This window comes from Arthrobacter sp. TWP1-1, from assembly GCF_049897845.1.
Taxonomy (GTDB): domain Bacteria; phylum Actinomycetota; class Actinomycetes; order Actinomycetales; family Micrococcaceae; genus Specibacter.
The window spans coordinates 1-20,289 of the sequence record NZ_JAFCXC010000006.1 but is presented as its reverse complement, the minus strand read 5'-3'; the positions used below and the strand labels follow the sequence as shown (position 1 = coordinate 20,289).

Annotated in this window: 19 protein-coding genes and 1 tRNA gene; 5 read left to right on the top strand and 15 right to left on the bottom strand. The window is 60.9% G+C overall.

Annotated features, from left to right (window positions below):
• Window positions 1-9: 9 nt before the first annotated feature.
• Window positions 10-360, bottom strand: a complete 351-nt coding sequence (locus ACP7B9_RS11875; protein WP_425863623.1) for a hypothetical protein — start codon at window positions 358-360, stop codon at window positions 10-12.
• 58 nt (window positions 361-418) lie between these two features.
• A complete protein-coding gene (mca, locus tag ACP7B9_RS11870) occupies window positions 419-1,306 on the bottom strand; it encodes a mycothiol conjugate amidase Mca (RefSeq protein ID WP_425863867.1) in 888 nt (295 codons plus the stop codon).
• Window positions 1,307-1,619: 313 nt separating this feature from the next.
• On the opposite strand from mca, the gene ACP7B9_RS11865 reads away from it, so the two are divergent.
• Together ACP7B9_RS11865 and greA are read left to right on the top strand one after the other, a co-directional pair.
• The gene (locus tag ACP7B9_RS11865; protein WP_425863622.1) at window positions 1,620-1,991 is read left to right on the top strand and encodes a DUF4307 domain-containing protein; all 372 of its coding nucleotides are present in this window, start codon (window positions 1,620-1,622) and stop codon (window positions 1,989-1,991) included.
• Window positions 1,992-2,180: 189 nt separating this feature from the next.
• Window positions 2,181-2,675, top strand: coding sequence for a transcription elongation factor GreA (gene greA, locus ACP7B9_RS11860; protein WP_425863620.1), 495 nt, complete (start codon window positions 2,181-2,183; stop codon window positions 2,673-2,675).
• A gap of 236 nt (window positions 2,676-2,911) precedes the next feature.
• Here greA and ilvA read toward each other — a convergent pair whose 3' ends face one another.
• From ilvA to ACP7B9_RS11845, 3 genes are all read right to left on the bottom strand, one after another.
• Window positions 2,912-4,150, bottom strand: coding sequence for a threonine ammonia-lyase (gene ilvA / locus ACP7B9_RS11855; protein WP_425863618.1), 1,239 nt, complete (start codon window positions 4,148-4,150; stop codon window positions 2,912-2,914).
• A gap of 80 nt (window positions 4,151-4,230) precedes the next feature.
• Entirely contained in the window at window positions 4,231-5,454 is a 1,224-nt protein-coding gene (locus tag ACP7B9_RS11850) for an AI-2E family transporter (RefSeq protein ID WP_425863616.1), read from the bottom strand.
• A gap of 93 nt (window positions 5,455-5,547) precedes the next feature.
• The gene (locus tag ACP7B9_RS11845; RefSeq protein ID WP_425863614.1) at window positions 5,548-6,477 is read right to left on the bottom strand and encodes an aldose 1-epimerase family protein; all 930 of its coding nucleotides are present in this window, start codon (window positions 6,475-6,477) and stop codon (window positions 5,548-5,550) included.
• A gap of 159 nt (window positions 6,478-6,636) precedes the next feature.
• Here ACP7B9_RS11845 and ACP7B9_RS11840 point away from each other — a divergent pair, with 159 nt between their 5' ends.
• The 3 genes from ACP7B9_RS11840 to galK are packed head-to-tail and all read left to right on the top strand — an operon-like array spanning window position 6,637 to window position 9,721.
• On the top strand, window positions 6,637-7,449 hold the full coding sequence (locus ACP7B9_RS11840) for a DeoR/GlpR family DNA-binding transcription regulator (RefSeq protein WP_425863612.1): 813 nt from the start codon (window positions 6,637-6,639) through the stop codon (window positions 7,447-7,449).
• Window positions 7,446-8,564 (top strand): galactose-1-phosphate uridylyltransferase, encoded by a 1,119-nt coding sequence (gene galT / locus ACP7B9_RS11835; RefSeq protein WP_425863610.1) that lies wholly within the window; start codon window positions 7,446-7,448, stop codon window positions 8,562-8,564. Before ACP7B9_RS11840 ends, galT begins: the two co-directional genes overlap by 4 nt.
• Window positions 8,561-9,721, top strand: a complete 1,161-nt coding sequence (galK, locus tag ACP7B9_RS11830; RefSeq protein WP_425863608.1) for a galactokinase — start codon at window positions 8,561-8,563, stop codon at window positions 9,719-9,721. The genes galT and galK overlap by 4 nt, the downstream gene beginning before the upstream one ends.
• Window positions 9,722-9,902: 181 nt before the next feature.
• Here the strand turns inward: galK and ACP7B9_RS11825 are convergent, their stop codons facing one another.
• From ACP7B9_RS11825 to eno, 10 genes are all read right to left on the bottom strand, one after another.
• A complete protein-coding gene (locus ACP7B9_RS11825) occupies window positions 9,903-11,090 on the bottom strand; it encodes a TerC family protein (RefSeq protein WP_425863606.1) in 1,188 nt (395 codons plus the stop codon).
• A gap of 106 nt (window positions 11,091-11,196) precedes the next feature.
• Window positions 11,197-12,042: a Bax inhibitor-1/YccA family protein gene (locus tag ACP7B9_RS11820; protein WP_425863604.1), complete on the bottom strand. Its 846-nt coding sequence runs from the start codon at window positions 12,040-12,042 to the stop codon at window positions 11,197-11,199.
• 172 nt (window positions 12,043-12,214) lie between these two features.
• Window positions 12,215-12,290 (bottom strand) — tRNA-Leu (locus ACP7B9_RS11815).
• Between the two features lie 67 nt (window positions 12,291-12,357).
• The gene (locus ACP7B9_RS11810) at window positions 12,358-12,858 is read right to left on the bottom strand and encodes a GNAT family N-acetyltransferase (protein ID WP_425863602.1); all 501 of its coding nucleotides are present in this window, start codon (window positions 12,856-12,858) and stop codon (window positions 12,358-12,360) included.
• Window positions 12,859-12,983: 125 nt separating this feature from the next.
• Window positions 12,984-14,429, bottom strand: coding sequence for an NAD(P)/FAD-dependent oxidoreductase (locus ACP7B9_RS11805; protein WP_425863600.1), 1,446 nt, complete (start codon window positions 14,427-14,429; stop codon window positions 12,984-12,986).
• 103 nt (window positions 14,430-14,532) lie between these two features.
• The gene (locus tag ACP7B9_RS11800) at window positions 14,533-16,050 is read right to left on the bottom strand and encodes a S8 family serine peptidase (RefSeq protein WP_425863598.1); all 1,518 of its coding nucleotides are present in this window, start codon (window positions 16,048-16,050) and stop codon (window positions 14,533-14,535) included.
• A 27-nt stretch (window positions 16,051-16,077) separates the two neighbouring features.
• On the bottom strand, window positions 16,078-17,058 hold the full coding sequence (locus tag ACP7B9_RS11795; protein ID WP_425863597.1) for an exopolyphosphatase: 981 nt from the start codon (window positions 17,056-17,058) through the stop codon (window positions 16,078-16,080).
• A 5-nt stretch (window positions 17,059-17,063) separates the two neighbouring features.
• Window positions 17,064-17,681, bottom strand: coding sequence for a DUF501 domain-containing protein (locus tag ACP7B9_RS11790; RefSeq protein ID WP_425863595.1), 618 nt, complete (start codon window positions 17,679-17,681; stop codon window positions 17,064-17,066).
• Window positions 17,682-17,787: 106 nt separating this feature from the next.
• Entirely contained in the window at window positions 17,788-18,594 is an 807-nt protein-coding gene (locus tag ACP7B9_RS11785) for an FtsB family cell division protein (protein ID WP_425863593.1), read from the bottom strand.
• Window positions 18,595-18,721: 127 nt separating this feature from the next.
• Window positions 18,722-20,002: a phosphopyruvate hydratase gene (gene eno, locus ACP7B9_RS11780; protein WP_425863592.1), complete on the bottom strand. Its 1,281-nt coding sequence runs from the start codon at window positions 20,000-20,002 to the stop codon at window positions 18,722-18,724.
• Window positions 20,003-20,289: the final 287 nt, after the last annotated feature.

Sequence of the window (20,289 nt, the reverse complement as noted above, 5' to 3'; positions counted from 1 at the left end):
CGCTAAGAGCTATTTTTTCTCTGGCGCCGGAGCGTCAGCTTCAGGCTCCCCAGCCGAAGCCGAGGTGTTCCCCGGAACGGAAGTTTCGGCGTCGTCCGTTCTGATCGGGATACCCATGTGATCGGCAGCGGGACCATGCGAACCGCCTACGCGACCCTCTTCAACCTGGGACCGGTAACGAACTCGGCGGACCCGCTTGACCATGTCACGGATGAGGAAAAACATGATCGCCACGATGGAGAAGGTGACGATGAACCCGAGAAGACCTGGGGTGACCTGGTCCTCGGTCAGCCCGGGGCGAAGACCGGGCTGGGTGGGAATCGCCGGGTCGGTGGTGGCAAGCAACATCAAATTAAGCACAATTCGTCTTTCGTTTCATCCCCGGTGTGGCTGGTGCCAACAGGAAAACGTCCACTGTCTATCGTAAGCCAGCAAACAGGTCGTTCTCCGGCGTGGTGGTGAGAACGCGGGATTCGATCAATGAGTAGTCCTCCCACGGCCACACTTTGCGTTGCATCGAGGGGCTCACGGCGAAGAAGAAGCCCTCCGGGTCAACCTGGGTGGCATGGGCGCGCAGGGCGTCGTCGCGGGTGTCAAAGTAGTCACCGCAATCGATCTGCGTTGTGGTCGGGTGCGAGCTGATTGGAGGGGTGTGACCTTCGGGGTCGCCCTCGAGCCAGGCGGCAAGACGCTCGGCGTAAGGTGAGGCCAGGCCCGCCTCCTCCAAGGCAAAGTGAAGTGCACGGAAGCGCTGCGGATTGAACGCCAGATCGTAGTACAACTTTGAGGGCTCCCAGGCGTCACCGGTTCCCACGTATTTCTCCGGATCCCCTGCAGCATTGAAGGCCTCGACGGCAACCTTGTGAGCCATGATGTGATCGGGGTGGGGGTAGCCGCCATTTTCGTCGTAGGAAACAATCACGTGCGGCCGGAAGCTCCGAACCAAGCGGACCAGCGGCGCGGCAGCCGTCTCCAAAGGCGTCAGGGCAAAGCAGTTCACCGGCAGCTCAGGCAACGGGTCGCCTTCCGGGAGACCGGAGTCGGTGAACCCCAGCCACTTGTGCGCGATGCCGAGGATCTCTGCCGACTTGGCCATTTCCACACGACGGGCGCCGCCCATGTCGCGGGCCGAATGGGCATCGCCAACAAGGGCGGGGTTCTGAATATCTCCGCGCTCCCCGCCGGTGCAGGTTGCCACCATGACACCAACGCCGGAGGCAGCGTACGACGCCATCATGGCCGCACCCTTGCTTGCTTCGTCATCGGGGTGGGCGTGGACTGCCAAAAGACGCAGCGGGGCGGCCATTGCGCGCTCGGTGATGTTCCGCTCATTGCTGTTCACGTGGGGCTTCTTTCGATTCTGGTGGAACCTGGCTGCTGTAGAGCCGCGGACGGTTGAGGGGTCGACGCCGGTGGGGACCGGCGTCGAACATACATGGATCTGATGGGGCAAAGCGGGCACCGAATAAACGCTAAACTTGCCTTAGTCCAACGCCCCGTCACTGGGGCGGCCAGACCGCGGCAACCCCGCGGAACAGACACAAGTGGATGCAGTGACAAACTCTGATTCTTCAGCACCTACCAGCCTAACCAATCGATACGGCGCACCCAAGCGAACCGTGTCCAAAAAGACCCAAAAGATTCTCCTGATCGTGGCGGCAGTCTTGTCACTTTCGTGGATTCTCTGGGCAGTTATTGGCGGCAACGGCGGTGTTACCCAGAAAATCGTCAGTTACAACGTGGTTGATGACACAGTGACCACCGTAGATCTGACAGTGTCCAAGGACCCCGATGCGACAGCAGCATGCGAAATAAAGGCCATGGACAATTCCTATGCGGTGGTTGGCTGGAAGGTCATCACGGTTGGCCCGAACAGCAAGGATGTTGGTTCGGAGAATGGCCGCACAACTCTGGTCCGTGGTGAGCTGCGGACCGATGCATTGGCCGTCACGGGCGTGGTGGAAAGCTGCTGGATCGTGGACCCGGCGTAACACCAAACACCCCCATTCTTGGGTTTATCGCTCTTCTTGACTAAACTGGAATCTATTACCATCTGCCCCGCTAGGTGAGACATTGAGTTTCAGCGCGTGGTTTGTGCACCTTTCAGGTTGCATACACCCGAGCTGTCAGTGGATAACCTGCAGCGGGGCCTTTGCTTTTGTACATTCAAGGAGAACTTCGTGGCTACCACCAACAGTGCGCCCCCCTCTGCATGGCTGACTCAGGAAGCCTTCAACCGCTTGCAGGCTGAGCTCACCGAGATGTCCGGCCCCGGCCGCGCCGAGATCGTCAGCAAGATCGAACAGGCTCGTCAAGAGGGCGATTTGAAGGAAAACGGCGGCTACCACGCTGCCAAGGACGAGCAGGGCAAGATCGAGGCCCGCATCCGCCAGCTGAGCGAAATGCTGCGCTATGCCCGTGTCGGCGAGGCGCCTGCCGATGACGGCATCGTGGAGCAGGGCATGGTTGTTGTGGCCACCATCGCCGGTGACGAAACAACCTTCCTGCTCGGCAGCCGCGAGGTTGGCGCCGGTGACTTGGAAGTTTACAGCGAGCGTTCGGCCCTCGGTGAGGCCATCATGGGCTCCAAAGTTGGCGACAAGCTGAACTATGTTGCGCCCAATGGCCGCACCATCGACGTTGTCATCGTCTCCGCCAAGCCGTACGTTGGCTAATCTGCCGCTATAGCGCGCAGCCGACACAAGAAAGGCCGGGTTTCCCAGTGGAAGCCCGGCCTTTCTTGTGTCCGCTGCAGCTATTGAGCCGCTTCCGGGCGCAACCCAGAATCGTTTAAGCAGCTCCTGCGGGCTACCAAGCCGAGTACCCGCAGGACATGCTTAATGGATTTCCGGAGCCGAGAAACACCCGCAGGAGCTGCTTAATGGATCACTGGAGCACAGCAGCAGGGCCCTTAGTGCACCACGATCGGCTGGAAGCCCTCGGAGCGCAGCGCCGTCAGAACAATTTCGCAGTGCTCGTGGCCCTTGGTTTCAAGGTTCACGGTGATGGAGACATCGCCCATCGAGATGGAGCCACCCACTCGTGTGTGGTCGACGCCGGTGACGTTAGCATCGTTTTCGGCGATGATGCGTGAGATGGTCGCCAGTGAACCGGGTCGGTCGTTGAGCATCATTCGGACTGTCATGAACCGGCCGGCAGCGGCAAGACCGCGCTGGATCACCTTGAGCATCAACATCGGATCGATGTTGCCGCCGGAGAGGACAACCACGGTAGTTCCCGGGTTTTCGATCTTGCCTTCCATGAGCGCGGCCACACCTACGGCACCGGCCGGCTCAACCACCATCTTGGCGCGTTCCAACAGGAAGATCAGGGCGCGGGCAAGTGAGTCTTCACTGACAGTGATCACGTCATCAACCAGCTCTCGGATGATGGAGAACGGCAGCTGTCCAGGACGGCCAACGGCAATGCCGTCCGCCATGGTTGAGACCTTCTTCAGCGGCACCAACGCGTCGGCGGCGAGGGAGGGAGGGTAGGCCGCGGCGTTCTCCGCCTGGACGCCGATGACCCGGATTTCCCGGCCCAGCTCCTTGGCACGCGCCTTCACGGCAACGGCAACGCCGGCCAACAGCCCACCGCCGCCAACGCCCATGATGATGGTGTCTACGTTGGGAACCTGGTCCAGGATTTCAAGGCCGATGGTCCCCTGACCGGATACCACGTCGACGTTGTCGAAGGGGTGCACAAACACGGCGCCACTTTCATTGGCGAAGCGCTCGGCCTCGGCCAGCGATTCGTCCACGTTGAAGCCATGCAGAATCACCTCAGCACCATGGCCGCGTGTGGCAGCCAGTTTGGGGAGAGCCACACCAACTGGCATGTAGATCCGGGCCTTAATGCCGAGCGCCTTTGCCGCGACGGCAACACCCTGGGCATGGTTTCCTGCGGATGCTGCCACCACACCGCGAGCACGCTCTTCCGCGGTGAGCTTGGCCATGCGTACGTAGGCGCCGCGAACCTTGAATGAGCCCGCACGCTGCAGGTTTTCACACTTGAAGAAAACCTCTGAGCCGGTCATCCGCCCCAGCGCCCGCGAACTCTCAATCGGCGTCAGCGCAATAATCTCAGTCAACAACTCCCGTGCCTGTTCTACATCTGCAAGGGTGACGGGGAGATCGCTGATTGCGTTCACGGTTCTTTATCTCTTTCTATACGGAACTGAGGTGGATCTAAAATCCGGGCACGGTCCTGCCGCGCCCGGGGTTGCCCGGCCTATTCGGCCGGAGGTTTACTTACGACGCCGGATCCTGGCACTTCTTCAGCGCCGGCTTGGGCAGTCGCTGGCTCAGCGACGACGCCGTCGGGAATCACCTGAGGCAGCCCGTAAATATCGGGCAGCAGCGGATCATGTTCCCAACCACGGTCGGAAATGTAGCGAATGAAGGAATTGGCCACGGCCAGCAACGGGACGGCAAACAGTGCGCCAAGAATTCCTGCGATTCCAGAGCCCGCTGCAACGGCAAGGATGACGGCCACGGGGTGAAGGGAGACAGCACGTCCCATGACGAACGGCTGCAGGAGGTGACTTTCCAGCTGCTGCACCAAGAGCACGATGCCGAGCATGATTAGCGCATTGACCCACCCGTTGGCTACGAGGGCCAGCAGTACCGCGATCACGCCTGTCACCAGGGCACCCACCACAGGAATGAATGAACCAACAAAGACCAGGACACCCAGCGGCAGTGCCAACGGGACCTGAATGATCGCGGCACCGGCACCAATGCCGATGGCATCAACTGCGGCGACGAGCACCTGGACACGGGCGTAATTGCCCAGCGACGTCCAGCCTCGGCGTCCGGCACCGTCCACTGCGGGGCGTGCCCGGCGTGGGAAGAATTTGACGATGAACGCCCAAATATCCTGGCCCTCCAATAAGAAGAACAGCAGGATGAACAGCGTCAACAGAATACCCACAGCGAAGTGGGTGACACTGGTGCCAACACCCAGCGCGCTGGAAAGGATCACGCTGGTGTTGTTCTGCAGCGCAGCAAGTGCGTCGTCGAGGTACTTGGAGATCTCATCGTTGCTCAGACCCAGCGGACCGCTTGTCAGCCAATCCTGGATCTGGATCAGGCCCGTGATGGCTTGCTTGCTGAGATCGGAGAATCCGACAACCAGCTGCCGTCCCACGAGGAACAGGCCACCCACCACCAGAACAATAAGCCCACCCTCGGCAAGGGCCACGCTGAGGCCTTGCGGCATGCCAATTTTTTTCATCCCGAGGACCAGTGGTCGTAGCAGGGATGCAATGATTGCAGCCACCATGATGGGAATGAGCAAGATGGTGACCTTGCTCAGCAACCAGATCAACATGGCCGTGACTATGAGGACAATGGCTAGTCGCCAAGCCCATGCTCCGGCCACGCGCATCGCGAAGGGAACTCCTGCCGAATCATTCTGCGAATAGCTCTGTTGTTCATGCTGTGCAGGCGTCATGAATCAATAATTCCCCATTGGCCGCCGATACGTTAAACGGTGTCCATCTTCCGCGTGGCGGCAGCCCCTAAGCAGCACCCTAAGCAGTGGCCTTTAGAGCGTTGATTCGATGCCCCAATTCATGGTGAAGGACTCCCCTGCAGCCAGCCAGCGGAGGCCGTCGCCGCTGTTGAACGCGTTGGCCGGCCCCGTCATTGGTTCCATAGCGACGGCCAGCGAACGGCCAGGAAAATCCTTCGTGATGAAGACGTGCACGTACCGGACGCTGGCGTCATGCCACAAACTCACGCTCCGCCCGTCCTGAGCCGAGAGCGTGTGCCGGGCAACGCCGTCGTCCGTCACGAGGTCCGTAAACGCGTGATCCATAAGTGACTCCGGCACCGACTTGCCCGCGCGCAGATCAAAGACCCCGGAAACCTCGACGGCGGCCGTCGGGATCATGCGCTCGTTGGCTGTCAGGTAGCTGGCGGCGTTGACCTGGATGTGCAGGTCCTCAGCGGCGGTGGTGCCGAGGGTGAAGTAGGGGTGCGCGCCGAGGACGAAAGGGGCCGGCCGGGCGGAATCGTTGATGAGGGTTTGGGCCACACGGAGATCGCCGTTGGCAAGAAGTTCGTAGCGGACCTGATGCCGGACCAGGAACGGGTAGCCGTGCTGCGGGTGAATCATAGCTTCAAGCAGCACGTGCGTCTCGCTGGATTCAAGGGCGTGGTACCCGGTATTGCGCAAGAGGCCGTGGATGGCGTTGTTCCGCGGAACCTCCGTGATGTCCAGCTGCTGGCGGGTGCCATCGAGCTCCCACAGTCCGCCATCGATGCGGTTGGCGAAGGGCGCAAGCGTGATCCCAGCTGCACCAGGGGCGATCGAGTCCAACGGGTAGCTCTCAACCAGCTCCACACCGCCCTTGTCATAATGGCGCAGCCCGGCCGCCAGTGACGCAATAATGGCGGTGGCATCGCCGTGGCGCAAGGTGAACTGGGTTCCGGTGGCCGCCCGAATCGCGGCGGTGTCAGAGGAAGTTGTCATGAGGAAAAGAGTACCGCCAAAGATGCGCGGAAATAGTTGTTAGATGACATTTTGCTGACACATGACGAGTCATAATGTACGATTTTGTTTGAAACTGTTTAGTTTGTTTATAAGTTCACTTCATCATTGATAGACATCATTGATAGGCAGGAGTCCCCTATGCTGGCACCGGAGCGCCAAGCGCGCATTCTCAAGGAGCTGCAGCTTCACGAGGCGGTTCGAGTCACCGACATCGCCGCAGCTCTCAGTGTCAGCGAAATGACCATCCGCCGCGACATTGAAGCCCTGGATCACAATGGTTTGGCCAGGAAGATCCACGGGGGCGCCATGCGCCTTGCCCGCTTGAGCTCACTGGAGCCTGGGTTCCTCCTCAACGTGGACAAGCAACTTGACGGCAAGCTGGCCATCGCCGAAGAAGCCTTGTCACTGATCCAGCCGGGAATGACGCTCGCCCTGACAGGCGGCACAACCACTTACCAGCTGGCCGTCTGCCTGGCCGGAGCGTTGGATCGGCTGCCCCATCTGACGGTTGTCACCAACTCGCTGAAGGTCACCGAGCTGCTGTACCGACAGGAAGGGAGCTCGGACATAAAGGTCATTGTCACCGGCGGCGAGCGGACTCCCTCGGAAGCACTCGTGGGGCCCGTTGCACGAACTGCCTTGAACAACCTCAACACCGATCTGTGCTTCATGGGCGTCCATGGGCTGGACTCCAGCAGGGGTCTGACAAGCCCCAATTCCTTGGAAGCTGAGACCAATGCAGCTTTCATCGAAGCCACCAGCCGCTTGGTCATTCTGGCCGACAGCACCAAGTTCCAGGTCCGTTCGCTGGCCTCGATCGCACCGCTCTCCGCGGTGGACACCATCATCACCGACGATGCGGTCAGCCCCGCCACGGCAGCGCTGTTCTCTGCCAAGGTCACCAACTTCATTACGGCCCCGGCCTCAACCTCAATCAGGAAGACCTCATGACTGACGCCACCTCCACACTTTTGGCCGATGGGCGCGAGCTCATCTACTTTGACGACGGTCATACGGCCAAGGCCCATACCGCGGTTGACACCCGCCCGTTGGATGCCCGCTCCGAGGACAACACCGGGGATCTGCGCTTCGACGCCTTGACCGGAGATTGGGTGGCGATCGCCGCCCACCGCCAAACACGCACGTACCTCCCCCCGGCAGACCAGTGCCCACTGTGCCCCACCACGGGTGTGAACCTTTCGGAAATCCCTGAGGCCGATTACGACGTGGCCGTGTTTGAAAACCGTTTCCCTTCCCTCGGCCCGGCCGTGGGATCCGTGCCCGAAAACCCAAGCTGGGGCACACTGGGACGAGCCTTTGGCCGCTGCGAAGTAGTGGCCTTCACCCCGGAGCACACGGGCTCCTTTGGCGGGCTCTCCACCGAACGTGCACGCACCGTCATTGACGCCTGGGCCCACCGTACCGAGGCCCTCAGCGCGCTGCCCGGCATCAAGCAGGTGTTCCCCTTCGAGAACCGCGGGCAGGACATCGGCGTCACGCTGCACCACCCGCACGGCCAGATCTACGCCTACTCCTACGTGCCGCCGCGCAGCCAGGTCATGGCCAACGCTGCCCGGAAGTTCTACGACGAGAACCAAGGCACCGCAACCCTGCTCGGAGACATCGTTGCCAAGGAGTCCGCATCCGGCGAACGCATGCTCGCCCAGGGCGAGCACTTCAGCGCGTACGTGCCGTTTGCCGCGCACATGCCGTTGGAAATCCACCTGACACCGCACCGCCACGTGCCTGATTTCGCGGCCCTGACAGGCGAGGAACGCGATGAACTGGCTGTCATGTACCTTGACCTCCTGCGAACGTTGGACAACATTTATGAGACGCCGACGCCGTACATTGCTGCCTGGCACCAGGCCCCGCTGGATACGCTCCTGCGCCCCGCGAGCCGCTTCCACCTCCAGCTCACCTCACCGCGCCGAGCAGCGGACAAGCTGAAGTTCCTTGCCGGCTCCGAGGCCGCCATGGGTGCCTTCATCAACGACACCTCCCCGGAGCAGACTGCCGCCATGTTGCGCAACGTCTCCACGAAATTGAAAGCAGGACAGGCATGAGCGCGTCCATCGATGCGAGCCACGTAGCCCAAGCGTTTGCTGACAGCTTTGGTGCCGAGCCCGACGGCGTATGGTCGGCCCCGGGCCGTGTGAACCTGATCGGCGAACACACCGATTACAACGAAGGCTTTGTGCTCCCCTTCGCCATTGACCGCGCCGCAGCGGTTGCCATCCGCCTGCGCGAGGACAACACGGCGCGCCTGGTCTCCAGTTACGGCGATTCGGAAATTGTCAGCGTAGATCTGACCACCCTGTCCCGCGAGAGCATGGACGGATGGACGGCCTACCCGCTGGGCGTTGTCTGGGTCATGGGCCAGATGGGCATCGCCATCGGCGGCTTTGACCTGTACCTGCACTCGACAGTGCCCTCCGGTGCCGGGCTGTCCTCTTCCGCCGCCATCGAATGTGCGGTTGCCACGGCCTTCAACGAACTGGAATCCGCGGGGCTCAGCCTGAACGAGCTGGTTCTGGTGGGCCAGCGCGCCGAGAACGAGGTTGTTGGTGCGCCCACCGGCATTTTGGACCAGTCGGCGTCATTGCTTTCAACCGACGGCAATGCCGTGTTCCTCGACTGCCGCACGCAGGAATCGAATCTGGTTCCGTTGGACCTGGCCGCCGCGGAGCTGTTGATCCTGGTGGTGGACACCAAGGTCACGCACGCCCACGCGACGGGTGGCTACGCGGCCCGCCGCGCGTCCTGCGAGCTTGGCGCCGAGGTTCTTGGCGTGAAGGCGCTTCGCGATGTGAGCGCGGCCGATCTTCCCGAGGCATCCGGCCTGCTGGATGAAGAAACATTCCGCCGAGTGCGTCATATTGTGACTGAGAATCAGCGTGTCCTCGACACCGTGGAGGTACTGGACGACGCCGGACCGGTCGCCATTGGCGCGCTCCTCACCGCAAGCCACGCCTCCATGCGGGACGACTTTGAGATCTCCTGCCCCGAATTGGATCTCGTCGTTGACACGTCGTTGGCGCAGGGCGCCTTGGGCGCACGTATGACGGGCGGCGGATTTGGCGGCTCGGCAATTGCGTTGATTCCGGCAGCCTCGGAGGCCGAGGTCAGCACCGCAATTCAGGAAGCTTTCGCTCAGGCAGGCTTCACCACCCCGGATATTTTCGCCGTATCGCCGGCACCGGGAGCCCGCCGAATCAGCTGACCGAGCGGCCCCGCTGATCGAGCTTGTCGAGATCCAGGTTTCGACAGGCTCAACCAACGAACGACAAGCTCAACCAGCGACGGACACGCTCCGCCCACCGACGCAAAAGGGTCTCGTTGCTTTCAACCACCGTAGTGGTCGAAAGCAACGAGACCCTTCTTTGTACAGGAGTGACTGGGGCTTAGCGGCCCGTCATCTTTTCGTGCAGGGCGTGTGCCTTGGCAACCTGCTCGAGGATCTCCTCAGAGTCCTTGTGCTTGTCACGGAACTTGACCTCCAGGTTCTGGATGGCGTTCTCCTCGACCATGAGCTGCTGGTAGACGCGCTCACGCTCGCCAGCATCTGCCGTGTAGTCCAACTCAAGGTAGCTCGCGGAGTGGCGACGAGCGTTATTCAACACCGTCTGGGCCTTGCCGGACTTGCTGACCAAGGAGGCGATGATGGTCAGCGCGAGGACGCCGATGATGACCGTCAGGGAGAGGCTCGTGGAGATCTCGAAGACGGGCACGTGCTCGCCACCGTTGATGAACGGCAGGTTGTTCTCATGCAGTGCGTGGAGAACCAGCTTGACGCCGATGAAGGCCAAGATGGCGGCCAAACCGTAAGCAAGGTAGATCAGGCGATCCAGCAGGCCGTCAAGGAGGAAGTACAGCTGGCGCAGACCCATGAGTGAGAATGCCGTGGCCGTGAAGACAACGTATACGTTCTGGGTCAAACCGAAGATGGCCGGGATGGAGTCCAGCGCGAAGAGCAGGTCGGTGCCGCCAATGGCGACCATGACGAGCAGCATCGGGGTGAGCAGCTTCTTGCCGTTGACAACTGTGAAGAGTTTGTCGCCGTCGTAGTGCTCCGAGGTCTTGAACATACGCTTGGCGAGCTTGATGATGAAGTTGTCAGCGCCGTCGTCGTCACCGTCCTCACCCTTGAGCAGGTTACCTGCCGTAATGAGCAAGATGATGCCGAAGATGTAGAACATCCAGGACCAGGTGTTGATCAGCGCGGCGCCGGCAAAGATGAAGCCCGTGCGGGCGATCAGCGCGAAGACGATGCCGAAAAGCAGGACCTTCTGCTGATCCTCGCGGGGAACCTTGAAACTAGCGATGATGACAAGGAAGACGAAGAGGTTGTCTACGCTGAGTGCTTTTTCGGTGATGTAACCGGCGAAGTACTCCCCGCCCATGGCAGAGCCGCCGAAGATGAAAACAACCACGCCGAAAACAACTGCCAGACCTACATAGATTGAGGACCAGATCGCTGCTTCACGCAGGGTGGGGATGTGCGCCTTGCGGATGTGGAAAAAGTAATCGAAGGCCAGCAGGCCCAGGATGACGAGGATGGTAATGCCCCAGATCAGAGGGGAGACGGTCATGAGATGCTTTCGTTAGATGCGTACATGGGTGGAACTTGATTTTGAGTTATGTGAACAACGCCCGGTCCAATGGGCCGGGCGTTGCAATACTGAAGCTGAGAAATTATTAGTCGTTGCCGCGAAGGATCGCGAGCAGGCGCAGGATCTCCACGTAGAGCCACACCAAGGTGACGGTCAAGCCGAAGGCAGCAGTCCAGGAATACTTGGCAGGGACGCCGTTCTGGATGCCCTTCTCGATCGACGTGAAATCAACGATCAAGGAGAAGGCGGCCAGGCCGATCGCCAGCAGGCCAATCACAACACCGAAGGGAATGTTGGTGCCCGGGATGTCCATGCCGTTGACGCCCCAAGGGGTGGTGGTGACATTGAAGATCATCAAGAAGAAATTAATGAGTGAGAACAGCGCGTAACCGGCCATTGCAATGATGAAAAAGCGCATCATCTTGGGGGTGGCGCGGACCTTGCCATTACGGAACAGCACTAGGGTCACAACGAACACACTCAAGGTGCCAAGGATTGCCTGAATCGCGATACCCGGGTACATATTCTCAAGGAGACCCGAGAGACCACCAAGGAACAGGCCCTCAAATCCGGCGTACAGCAGGATCAGTACGGGCGAGGGCTCCTTCTTGAAGGAGTTCACCAGTCCAAGAATCAAGCCAACAATCATGCCGGGGAACATGAGAACCGGGATCATCCAGCCAAGGGCTGCACCCACCAGCACCAGGCCGAGCGTCATGACGGTCTTCATGATGACGTCGTCATAGCTCATGCGGCCGGTCTGTGCCGGTCCTGCAGCAGGTTTGTTGTACATGTCCTGCAACTGCTGCGTGGAAAACTGCGACTGGGCAGCCATGGTGTTGGCCCCGCCATTGGCGTAACCAAACTGTCCTGCCGGCTGGTCCTTGAAGTTTTTGTCTTTCGCAAAAACCGGATTACCACCAAGTGCCATGATGCTGTGCCTCCAAAATAGGGGGAAAATACTATTTGCAACTCTACCAAGTACGACACTGGGGAAACCTATTTTGTTCCCGCTGTCTAGTATTGCCAGCGAATTACCACGTGGAGTTCACCTAAAATTCACTTAGAGACTGCAATAAGTGGTTTCGCGAAACTGCTGCAATTGGTACCCCAGGTCGGACTCGAACCGACACTGAACAGATTTTAAGTCTGGTGCCTCTGCCATTGGGCTACTGGGGCGCGGCTGGTTTTGGCCAGCGGCTGACCTCCACATTACTGGATCGGCACGCTCGGAAGAAACCGGGGCCTAGAGGTGGTTGAAGGGATCCGCGTACTTGAAGTGTCCGTGCTGGCCCGCAACAAAGCCCTCGAGTCGCAGCGCCATAAAGTGCGATCCCCACGAAGGGTCAGGTGAGGCGATGCCCAACGAATCTGCGGGGACGAACCCAAAGCGGGGAAAGTATTCCGTGCTGCCCAGCAGCACGATGGTTGATTCCCCCATCGTGGTGGCCGCGGCGATGGTGGCCTCCATCAGGGCCGAACCAATACCCTGCTTTTGGTAGCCCGGCAGAACGGCGATGGGGCCCAATCCCAAGGATGTGCCGGCGCCGATCCATGCCCGCGTGGTGATGACATAACCTAAAATTTCCTGGCGATCAGACTCGGCCACCAATGAGAGTGCCGGCAGGTACTCCCTCGAAGCAAAGAGCTCCCTGATGAGCTTGGCCTCAGCCGGTTGCGGGAAGGCGGCCTCAACCAGGGCCAGAATTTCGGGCCGATCCCCGGGACGCTCAGCTCTGATGATCATGGGCACAGTCTAGCGCCGGGAACTGAACGGTTCCCCATCAAACAAAAGAAACGACGGCGGCCCGCCCTCAGTCTGGAATCAGACCGAGGCGCGGGCCGCCGTCGTACTTGGAACAGCTGCGCTAGCTACTTGCTGGCGGTTGCTTCTTCCTTGGATTCTTCCTTGACCTCAGCCTTGGGAGCCTCAACCGGAGCGGCTGCAGCCGGCTTGGGCTTCGGGGTTGCAGCGGAGACGAACGTGGCGCGGGGCGCCTGCAGGTTCTCCAACTGAGCCAGATCGCGGCCGGCGATCATGGTGACGAACCAGTCGCTGAGGACGCGGATCTTGCGCTCGACGGTGGGCATGGCCAGGCCATGGTAGCCGCGGTGTGCGACCCAGGCCGGGGCACCCTTGAGCTGGATGCCCATGATCTTGGCGACACCCTTCCACTGGCCGAAGCCGGCAACTGCGCCGAGGTTCTTGTGCTTGTAGCCCTTCAACGGCTTGTTGAAGCGGCTTGCCCACAGGTTCTTGGCCAGGCGCTTGGCCTGACGGAGAGCGTGCTGGGCGTTGGGAACGCAGGTACCGTCGGGCAGGCCGCCGGTAACATCCGGAACAGCCGCAACGTCGCCGGCAGCCCAGGCGTTTTCGATGACGCCGAATTCGCCGGAAACCTGCAGGTTCACGTTGACAGAAACGCGGCCGCGGGGCTCGATCGGGAAATCGGTGGAGCGAACCATGGGGTTGGCCATGACGCCAGCGGTCCAGATCAGGGTGTCAGCATCGAACTGCTGGGCCAAGGACTTGTCCGGCAGGTTGATGAGCTTGAGGTTGGATTCCTCGGCGTTGTCCAGCGAGGTGTTCAGCAGAACTTCAACACCGCGGCCGCGGAGGTGCTCCACAACCCACAGGGCCTGAGCCTCGGTGACCTCGGGCATGATGCGGCCCATGGCCTCAACGAGCACGAAGCGCAGTTCGGACTGATCAACGCGAGCGTTGAGCTTGACGGCCGCACGGGCCATGTCCTCGAGCTCGGCGATGGTCTCGATGCCGGCGAAGCCGCCACCAACAACAACGAACGTCAGTGCGCGCTTGCGCTTTGCCGGGTCAGTCTCCGTGGAGGCCTTCTCGATGTTTGAGAGAACCTGGTTGCGCAGGGCAATGGCTTCTTCAATCGTCTTCAGGCCGATGCCGGATTCGGCAAGACCCTTGATGGGGAACGTACGAGTGATGGCGCCAGCAGCCACGACGACGTCGTGGTAGGGCAGCTCAAAGTTCTCTCCGCCGTCGGCCGGGGCTACAACGGCCGTACGGTTCTCGTGGTCGATGCTCGTCACGGAGCCCTGAATGACCTCGGTCTGCTTCAGGTGCTTGCGGTAGGAAACAACCGCGTGGCGTGCTTCGATGTTGCCGCCGGCTACCTCGGGCAGGAACGGCTGGTAAGTCATGTAGGGCAGTGGATCGATCAAGGTGACAATGCCACCTGTTTTTGCGATCTTCTTCTGCAGGTTGAAGGCCGTGTACAGGCCGACGTAACCGCCGCCAACTACAAGGACGCGCGGACGTGCTGAAAAGGTGGGAGTGATTGCCATATTCCAATGATACCGCTCTTTGTGAAAATATTCACTAGCCGTGTTACAGGAAAATGTAACGACACACTGTTAATGGGCCGCATGATGTACGCCGAACGTGAAGTTAGTGCTTGTGGCCGGGCTTTCCCGGTGTCGGTGCGGTCCCGCTGGGAGCGGCTCCACCAGGAGCTGCTTCGGTATCAGCTGCGCCGGAGGAGTCCCCGCTAGGAGCATCTCCCCCAGAGGCTGCGCCGGCTGACTCTCCAGTTGGCGAGCCTCCACCCGCTTTGTCTCCAGTTGCTGGCTCTCCACCCACTGTGGATAGACGACGGCGGACCAACAGCACGTGCGTGGACCCACCTATCAAAACCAACAGCAAGAGCCCGCCAAAGCCGAGGACCAAAACCTTTGGCAGCGCGCTCGTGCTTTGCCCTGCCGGAATGGCCACGGGTACTGTCGCGTCATTCAGGGTGGGTTTTTCCTGCGGAACGGTGGTGGCCGGCTTGCCATCCTCGGCCGGAGGGGTCACCTCACCGCGACGGTGCACCCGAATCCAGTCAGCAATGCTGCCCAGCGGGTTCTTTTCAACAAGGGGCACATCGGCGCTCAGTGCGGCCTCGGCGTCAAGAATTCCATAGCCATAGATCGCATTCGGGACACCCTCCCCCTTGGGCTTGGCCGTCGAAATGATCCTATTAACGACCTGAGCCGCGCTCATCTCGGGGTACTTGGCTCGCAACAGCGCCGCTACGCCGGAAACGATCGGCGCAGCGCCACTTGTGCCGTTCCACCGGGCATAACCGCCGCCCGGCAGTCCCCCGGCGAGATCTTCGGCGGGAGCACTGACGCCAATACTGATGCCCTGCGAGGATGAATCGACACTTGCGGTTCCGTCCTTGTCCAAACCGCCAACGGCGAGGATGCCGGGGATCGTTGCCGGGGCGCCTACCTGCTCGCTGCCGGACTTGCGGTTGCCCGCGGCCGCGACGATGACAACGTCCTTGGCCTCCGCATAAGCAAAGGCGTCATCCCAGCTTTGCGGCCAGGCTGTGGACGTACTGCCCAGTGACATGTTGATGACCTTGGCACCATGGTCAACGGCCCACTTCACGGCGGCCGGAATCTGATCGTCAATGTTCTTGCCGGACGGGTTATCGCTGCCCAGCCAAACGGAAATACTCAACAGCTCAGCCTTGGGCGCGACGCCGATGACCCCGTCATTACCTGCGCCAACAGTTGGCTTGGGGGCCGCCGTCGCACTTTTGGACGTGGGGGTGGCGGTGCTTTCGACATGGCCGCGACCGGCGAGCATCGTAGCTACCAGGGTGCCGTGCTCGGGTTCGGCGCCGATTCCCTTGGAACCTGTCGCATTTCCGGCGCCAGACATGTCAACGCCACCCACTACGGCACCCTTGAGGTCCTTGTGGGCGGTGTCAATGCCGCTGTCGATGATGGCGACCTTGACGCCTTCACCCTGGGAAACATCCCACGCTTTTTTCACACCGGACTGTTCAAGCCAGTATTCGCGATTCCGGATATCGTCGGCCGAGGCCGCCGGGGCAACCGCCACCGACAACGATCCGGCCAGGACAAGGGTCATCAGCGCGGCGGCGATGGATCGCAACCGTGGGACTAACTCCATGAAGGCTCGTTTCGTGAGTTGGGCAGGTCAGCTGCGTGCTGCACCGAGGGCAATTCCGTCAAGAATATCGTGTTCGCTAGTGGTTGCCGATTCCAGTTCGCCGTCACCGAGCTGCACCAGCTTGCGCAAGATGGTGCGCCAGATCAGCGCACCGGCGCCGATGACATCGACGCGGCCAGGGTGCATGAAGCCAAGTTCGGCCCGTTCCGCGTGTGTCATGGTCAACAGCGATGAGGCCGCGGCGTCCATCGCTTCAAGAGGTACGACGGCGGCATGAATCGCCTCGCTGTCATACCTCACCAACCCGAGGGCGTGCGCCGTGATGGTGGTGATGGAGCCCGCCACGCCGACGATCCGCTCAACGTCGCCGAGCGGGACCACAGCCAAAACTTCCTGAAGTTTTTCCGCAATGGCGTGCTCGGCGACCGCGATCTCCTGGGCTGTGGGCGGATCATTTTGCAGGTAGCGCTCCGTGAAGCGGACGCAGCCCATATCGGTGCTCAACGCGGCCGTGACTCCGGCCGCGTTACCCATGACAAATTCGGTGCTGCCACCACCCAAATCAACCACCAACACGTTGTGGTTTTCCGTCATGGGCAGGACGCTGGCGGCACCGTTGAAGGACAGCTCGGCCTCTTCGGCACCGCTGACGACCTCGGGAGCAATGCCAAGGCGGGCCTGGATACCGGCGACAAATACATCGCGATTGCCCGCATCCCGCGTAGCACTGGTGGCGACAAACCGCACCCGCTCCACGGCCGAGGTGCGGATCAACTCCGCGTAGTCATCAACGGCTGCAAAGGTGCGTTCGAGAGCTTCCGGCGCCAACATGCCTGTGACGTCGACGCCCTGGCCCAGCCGGACCACTCGCATCTCGCGGTGCACGTCGGTGAGCTGCTGCCCACCGCTGGCCTGGCCATCGCTAACTTGTCCATCCGATGGATCTGCTATATCTGCAATCAGCAGGCGGATGGAGTTGGTTCCACAGTCAATGGCTGCAACGCGCATGGGGCCTAGCCTTCCTGCTTGTTCAGGTGCTTAACGTGGCGGCTCAGGTCCTTGTTGGGCACGGGAGCAGCGTCATCCCAGGCACCTTCGCAGTAGCACTTGTCCGCGGTCCACCACTGGGCAACTCCCGCTAGGGCTTCATCACCGAGCGGGTTAACACCGGGCCCGGCTGCCAGCGAATGGCCAATGAGCACATGCAGGCACTTCACACGGGTGGGCATGCCACCGGCGGAGATTCCGGCGATCTCGGGCACCGGACCGGTGCCGGCCCGCTCACCAATGGCCTCACGAGCTGCAATATAGCTCTCGTGGGCCTCTTGGTACTTGGTGGCCAGCTCGGCGTCCTCGCCCAGCCGGTCGGTCATCTCGTTCATGAGGCCCGCGGCCTCCAGACGGGATGCCGCGGCCGTGAGGATGGGATGCGTCAGGTAATACGTGGTCGGGAACGGGATCCCGTTGCTCAGGCGCGGCGCGGTAGCTGCGACCAAGGGATTGCCGCAGACGCAGCGTGCCGGGATCTCGACGACGTCCCGCACCGGGCGGTGGAGCTGACGGCTCAACGTGTCCAGATCATGCTGCGTGGGGACGCGCCCGCCGGTGGCGGAGCTTTCAGTTGCGGGCACGGTTGGCCTTCCATAAAACTTTTTCGGGGGTGTTCAACCAGTCATTTTAGCCTGTCCCCGCGGACGATGGCCGCGGAACAGCTGAGCCATGCGTGTCGGCCGCCGATTATGGCGCCGTAGTTGGCTCCGTCGGACTAGCTGTTGCCGGTGCAGCTTTCGGCTCAACCTTTGCCTCAACCTTGGCAGATTCCTGCACAGCGTCCCACAGGCCATCCACCCATGGTTTGATGGAAATCTCGGTGGAGTTCTTGGCCGTGGACGACTTCGCAGCGTCAGCATCGGGCGCGCCGGCAACCGCCTCAACACCGTTGGCCCCATAAACCCAGTAACCGGTCTCCCCCGGCATCAACATACTGACCCGGTCACGGGCCTGCTGCTTGACGTAGGCCGGATCATCCCACCGAGCCAGTTCGGCTTCAAAGTTGTCTTGTTGACCTTCTTTGACGGCGATGTCAGCGCGCAGTGCGGAAATTTCCGCACGCTGCTGCAAAAACGTGTGCACATTTGGAGCCAGCAGCACTGTCACAACACCCATGGCCAGGCCAAGAACCAACAACCGTCCGGAGAAGGACCGCGCCGGCACGGGACTGTTGTCGGCGGAGTGAACCACACCGTCCTGCTCATTTCGGTCATTGCGACTGTTCGGATCCGAGGCGGGTTGGCGCACTTTGCCACCGGCCTTACCGCCAGCCTTACCTTCGGTCTTGCCGCGGGCACCACCCGCGCCAGTGGCAGGCGAAGCACCCTTGCCGGGACCCGGCGTCGAACCTTTGGCGGCAGAACCGTCTGCGGCAGCGCTTTCCGCGGGGCTGCCGGATTTGCCCGATTTGCCGGATTTGCCCGATGCATCTGGGCTAGTGCCAATACCGGCAGTGAACGTGGCTTTTGGCACTGAGGGCCGTCGCGTGGCCATGCTTCTCCTAGTTACTTCTGCCGATCAAGACTTGCTACACCGGTGGCTTCGTTAAACGGCAAAGCCGCGGTAGCTGAGCCAAGGTGTGTGATCCACCTTAGCCAGCTACCGCGACTCTTGGTGCTATTTAGCCCTTGAAACGCGGGAACGCGCTGCGGCCTGCGTAGCGTGCGGCGTCGTCGAGCTCTTCTTCGATGCGCAGCAGCTGGTTGTACTTGGCAACGCGCTCGGAGCGGGCCGGGGCACCTGTCTTGATCTGACCGGCGTTGGTAGCAACGCAGATGTCAGCAATGGTGGTGTCTTCGGTCTCGCCTGAACGGTGCGAGGTGATGGTGGTGTAACCGGCACGCTGGGCCATGGAAACGGCATCCAGGGTCTCGGTCAATGAACCGATCTGGTTGACCTTCACGAGCAGCGAGTTGGCGGTAGCCGCTTCGATGCCGCGGGAAAGGCGCTCAGGGTTGGTGACGAACAAGTCATCGCCAACAATCTGAACCTTGTCGCCGATGGCGTCGGTCAGGGTCTTCCAGCCTTCCCAGTCATCTTCATCCAGGGGATCCTCGATGGAAACGAGCGGGTAATCGGCAACGAGCTCAGCGTAGTAAGCGCTCATCTCGGCGGCAGAAAGTGCCTTGCCCTCGAACTGGTAGGCGCCGTCCTTGAAGAACTCGGAGGAGGCAACGTCCAGAGCCAGGCCAATGTCGGTGCCGGGCTTGTAGCCGGCGCGCGTGATGGCTTCAAGGATCAGGTCAAGTGCTGCACGGTTGGACGGCAGGTTCGGCGCGAAGCCACCCTCGTCGCCCAGGCCGGTGGAGAGACCCTTTTCCTGCAGGACGGACTTGAGGTTGTGGTAAACCTCAACGCCCCAGCGCAGGCCCTCGGAGAACGTGGAGGCACCCAGCGGCACAACCATGAATTCCTGGATGTCAACGTCGGAGTCAGCGTGTGAGCCACCGTTGAGGATGTTCATCAACGGCACCGGCAGAACGTGTGCGTTGGGGCCACCGAGGTAGCGGTACAGCGGCAGTCCAGCAGACTCGGCTGCGGCGCTTGCCACGGCCAAGGAGACGCCCAAGATGGCGTTGGCGCCGAGCTTGCCCTTGTTCGGGGTGCCGTCCAGTTCCAACATCATGGAATCGATCAGGCGCTGGTCAGTAGCGTCAATGCCCTCAAGCTCAGGGGCAATAACTTCCAGAACAGCTTCAACTGCCTGCAAAACGCCCTTGCCCTGGTAACGGGCCTTGTCGCCGTCACGGAGTTCCACTGCCTCAAAGGCACCGGTGGATGCGCCGGAGGGAACGCCTGCGCGGCCCATGGCACCATCGGTCAGCAGAACTTCAACCTCAACGGTCGGGTTTCCGCGGGAATCCAAAATTTCGCGTGCATGAATGGCTTCAATAAGTGCCACGTATTGCTCCTAAATAGTCAGCTTTGTTGTGAAAATGTCGACCACGCTGTCTTCTCAATCGTAGCGGACGGCGTGACCGGGCACTCATTGCTACGCTGACAGCGCTTTTTGTGGACTTTGAGTACCCGAACCCCTCCGCGAAAGTACATTAGGTGTCGATGTTTCTCGGGCAAAGTCAAGTGGTCGTAGCAACGCGGGGGTTATGCTGCTGTTTGCAGCAGCTGGTTGAGTCGGTTGGCAGGCGTCTCAAGGTTGAGGGTCGGGCGGGGCCGGCGGTTGAGTTTCGC

Bases quoted from the DNA above. Each gene is read 5' to 3' on its own strand.
- mca (WP_425863867.1), bottom strand. From the start codon at position 1,306: ATGGCCGCCCCGCTGCGTCTTTTGGCAGTCCACGCCCACCCCGATGAC.
- ACP7B9_RS11850 (WP_425863616.1), bottom strand. From the start codon at position 5,454: ATGACGCCTGCACAGCATGAACAACAGAGCTATTCGCAGAATGATTCG.
- ACP7B9_RS11845 (WP_425863614.1), bottom strand. From the start codon at position 6,477: ATGACAACTTCCTCTGACACCGCCGCGATTCGGGCGGCCACCGGAACC.
- ACP7B9_RS11840 (WP_425863612.1), top strand. From the start codon at position 6,637: ATGCTGGCACCGGAGCGCCAAGCGCGCATTCTCAAGGAGCTGCAGCTT.
- galT (WP_425863610.1), top strand. From the start codon at position 7,446: ATGACTGACGCCACCTCCACACTTTTGGCCGATGGGCGCGAGCTCATC.
- galK (WP_425863608.1), top strand. From the start codon at position 8,561: ATGAGCGCGTCCATCGATGCGAGCCACGTAGCCCAAGCGTTTGCTGAC.
- ACP7B9_RS11825 (WP_425863606.1), bottom strand. From the start codon at position 11,090: ATGACCGTCTCCCCTCTGATCTGGGGCATTACCATCCTCGTCATCCTG.
- ACP7B9_RS11820 (WP_425863604.1), bottom strand. From the start codon at position 12,042: ATGGCACTTGGTGGTAATCCGGTTTTTGCGAAAGACAAAAACTTCAAG.
- ACP7B9_RS11810 (WP_425863602.1), bottom strand. From the start codon at position 12,858: ATGATCATCAGAGCTGAGCGTCCCGGGGATCGGCCCGAAATTCTGGCC.
- ACP7B9_RS11805 (WP_425863600.1), bottom strand. From the start codon at position 14,429: ATGGCAATCACTCCCACCTTTTCAGCACGTCCGCGCGTCCTTGTAGTT.
- ACP7B9_RS11800 (WP_425863598.1), bottom strand. From the start codon at position 16,050: ATGGAGTTAGTCCCACGGTTGCGATCCATCGCCGCCGCGCTGATGACC.
- ACP7B9_RS11795 (WP_425863597.1), bottom strand. From the start codon at position 17,058: ATGCGCGTTGCAGCCATTGACTGTGGAACCAACTCCATCCGCCTGCTG.
- ACP7B9_RS11785 (WP_425863593.1), bottom strand. From the start codon at position 18,594: ATGGCCACGCGACGGCCCTCAGTGCCAAAAGCCACGTTCACTGCCGGT.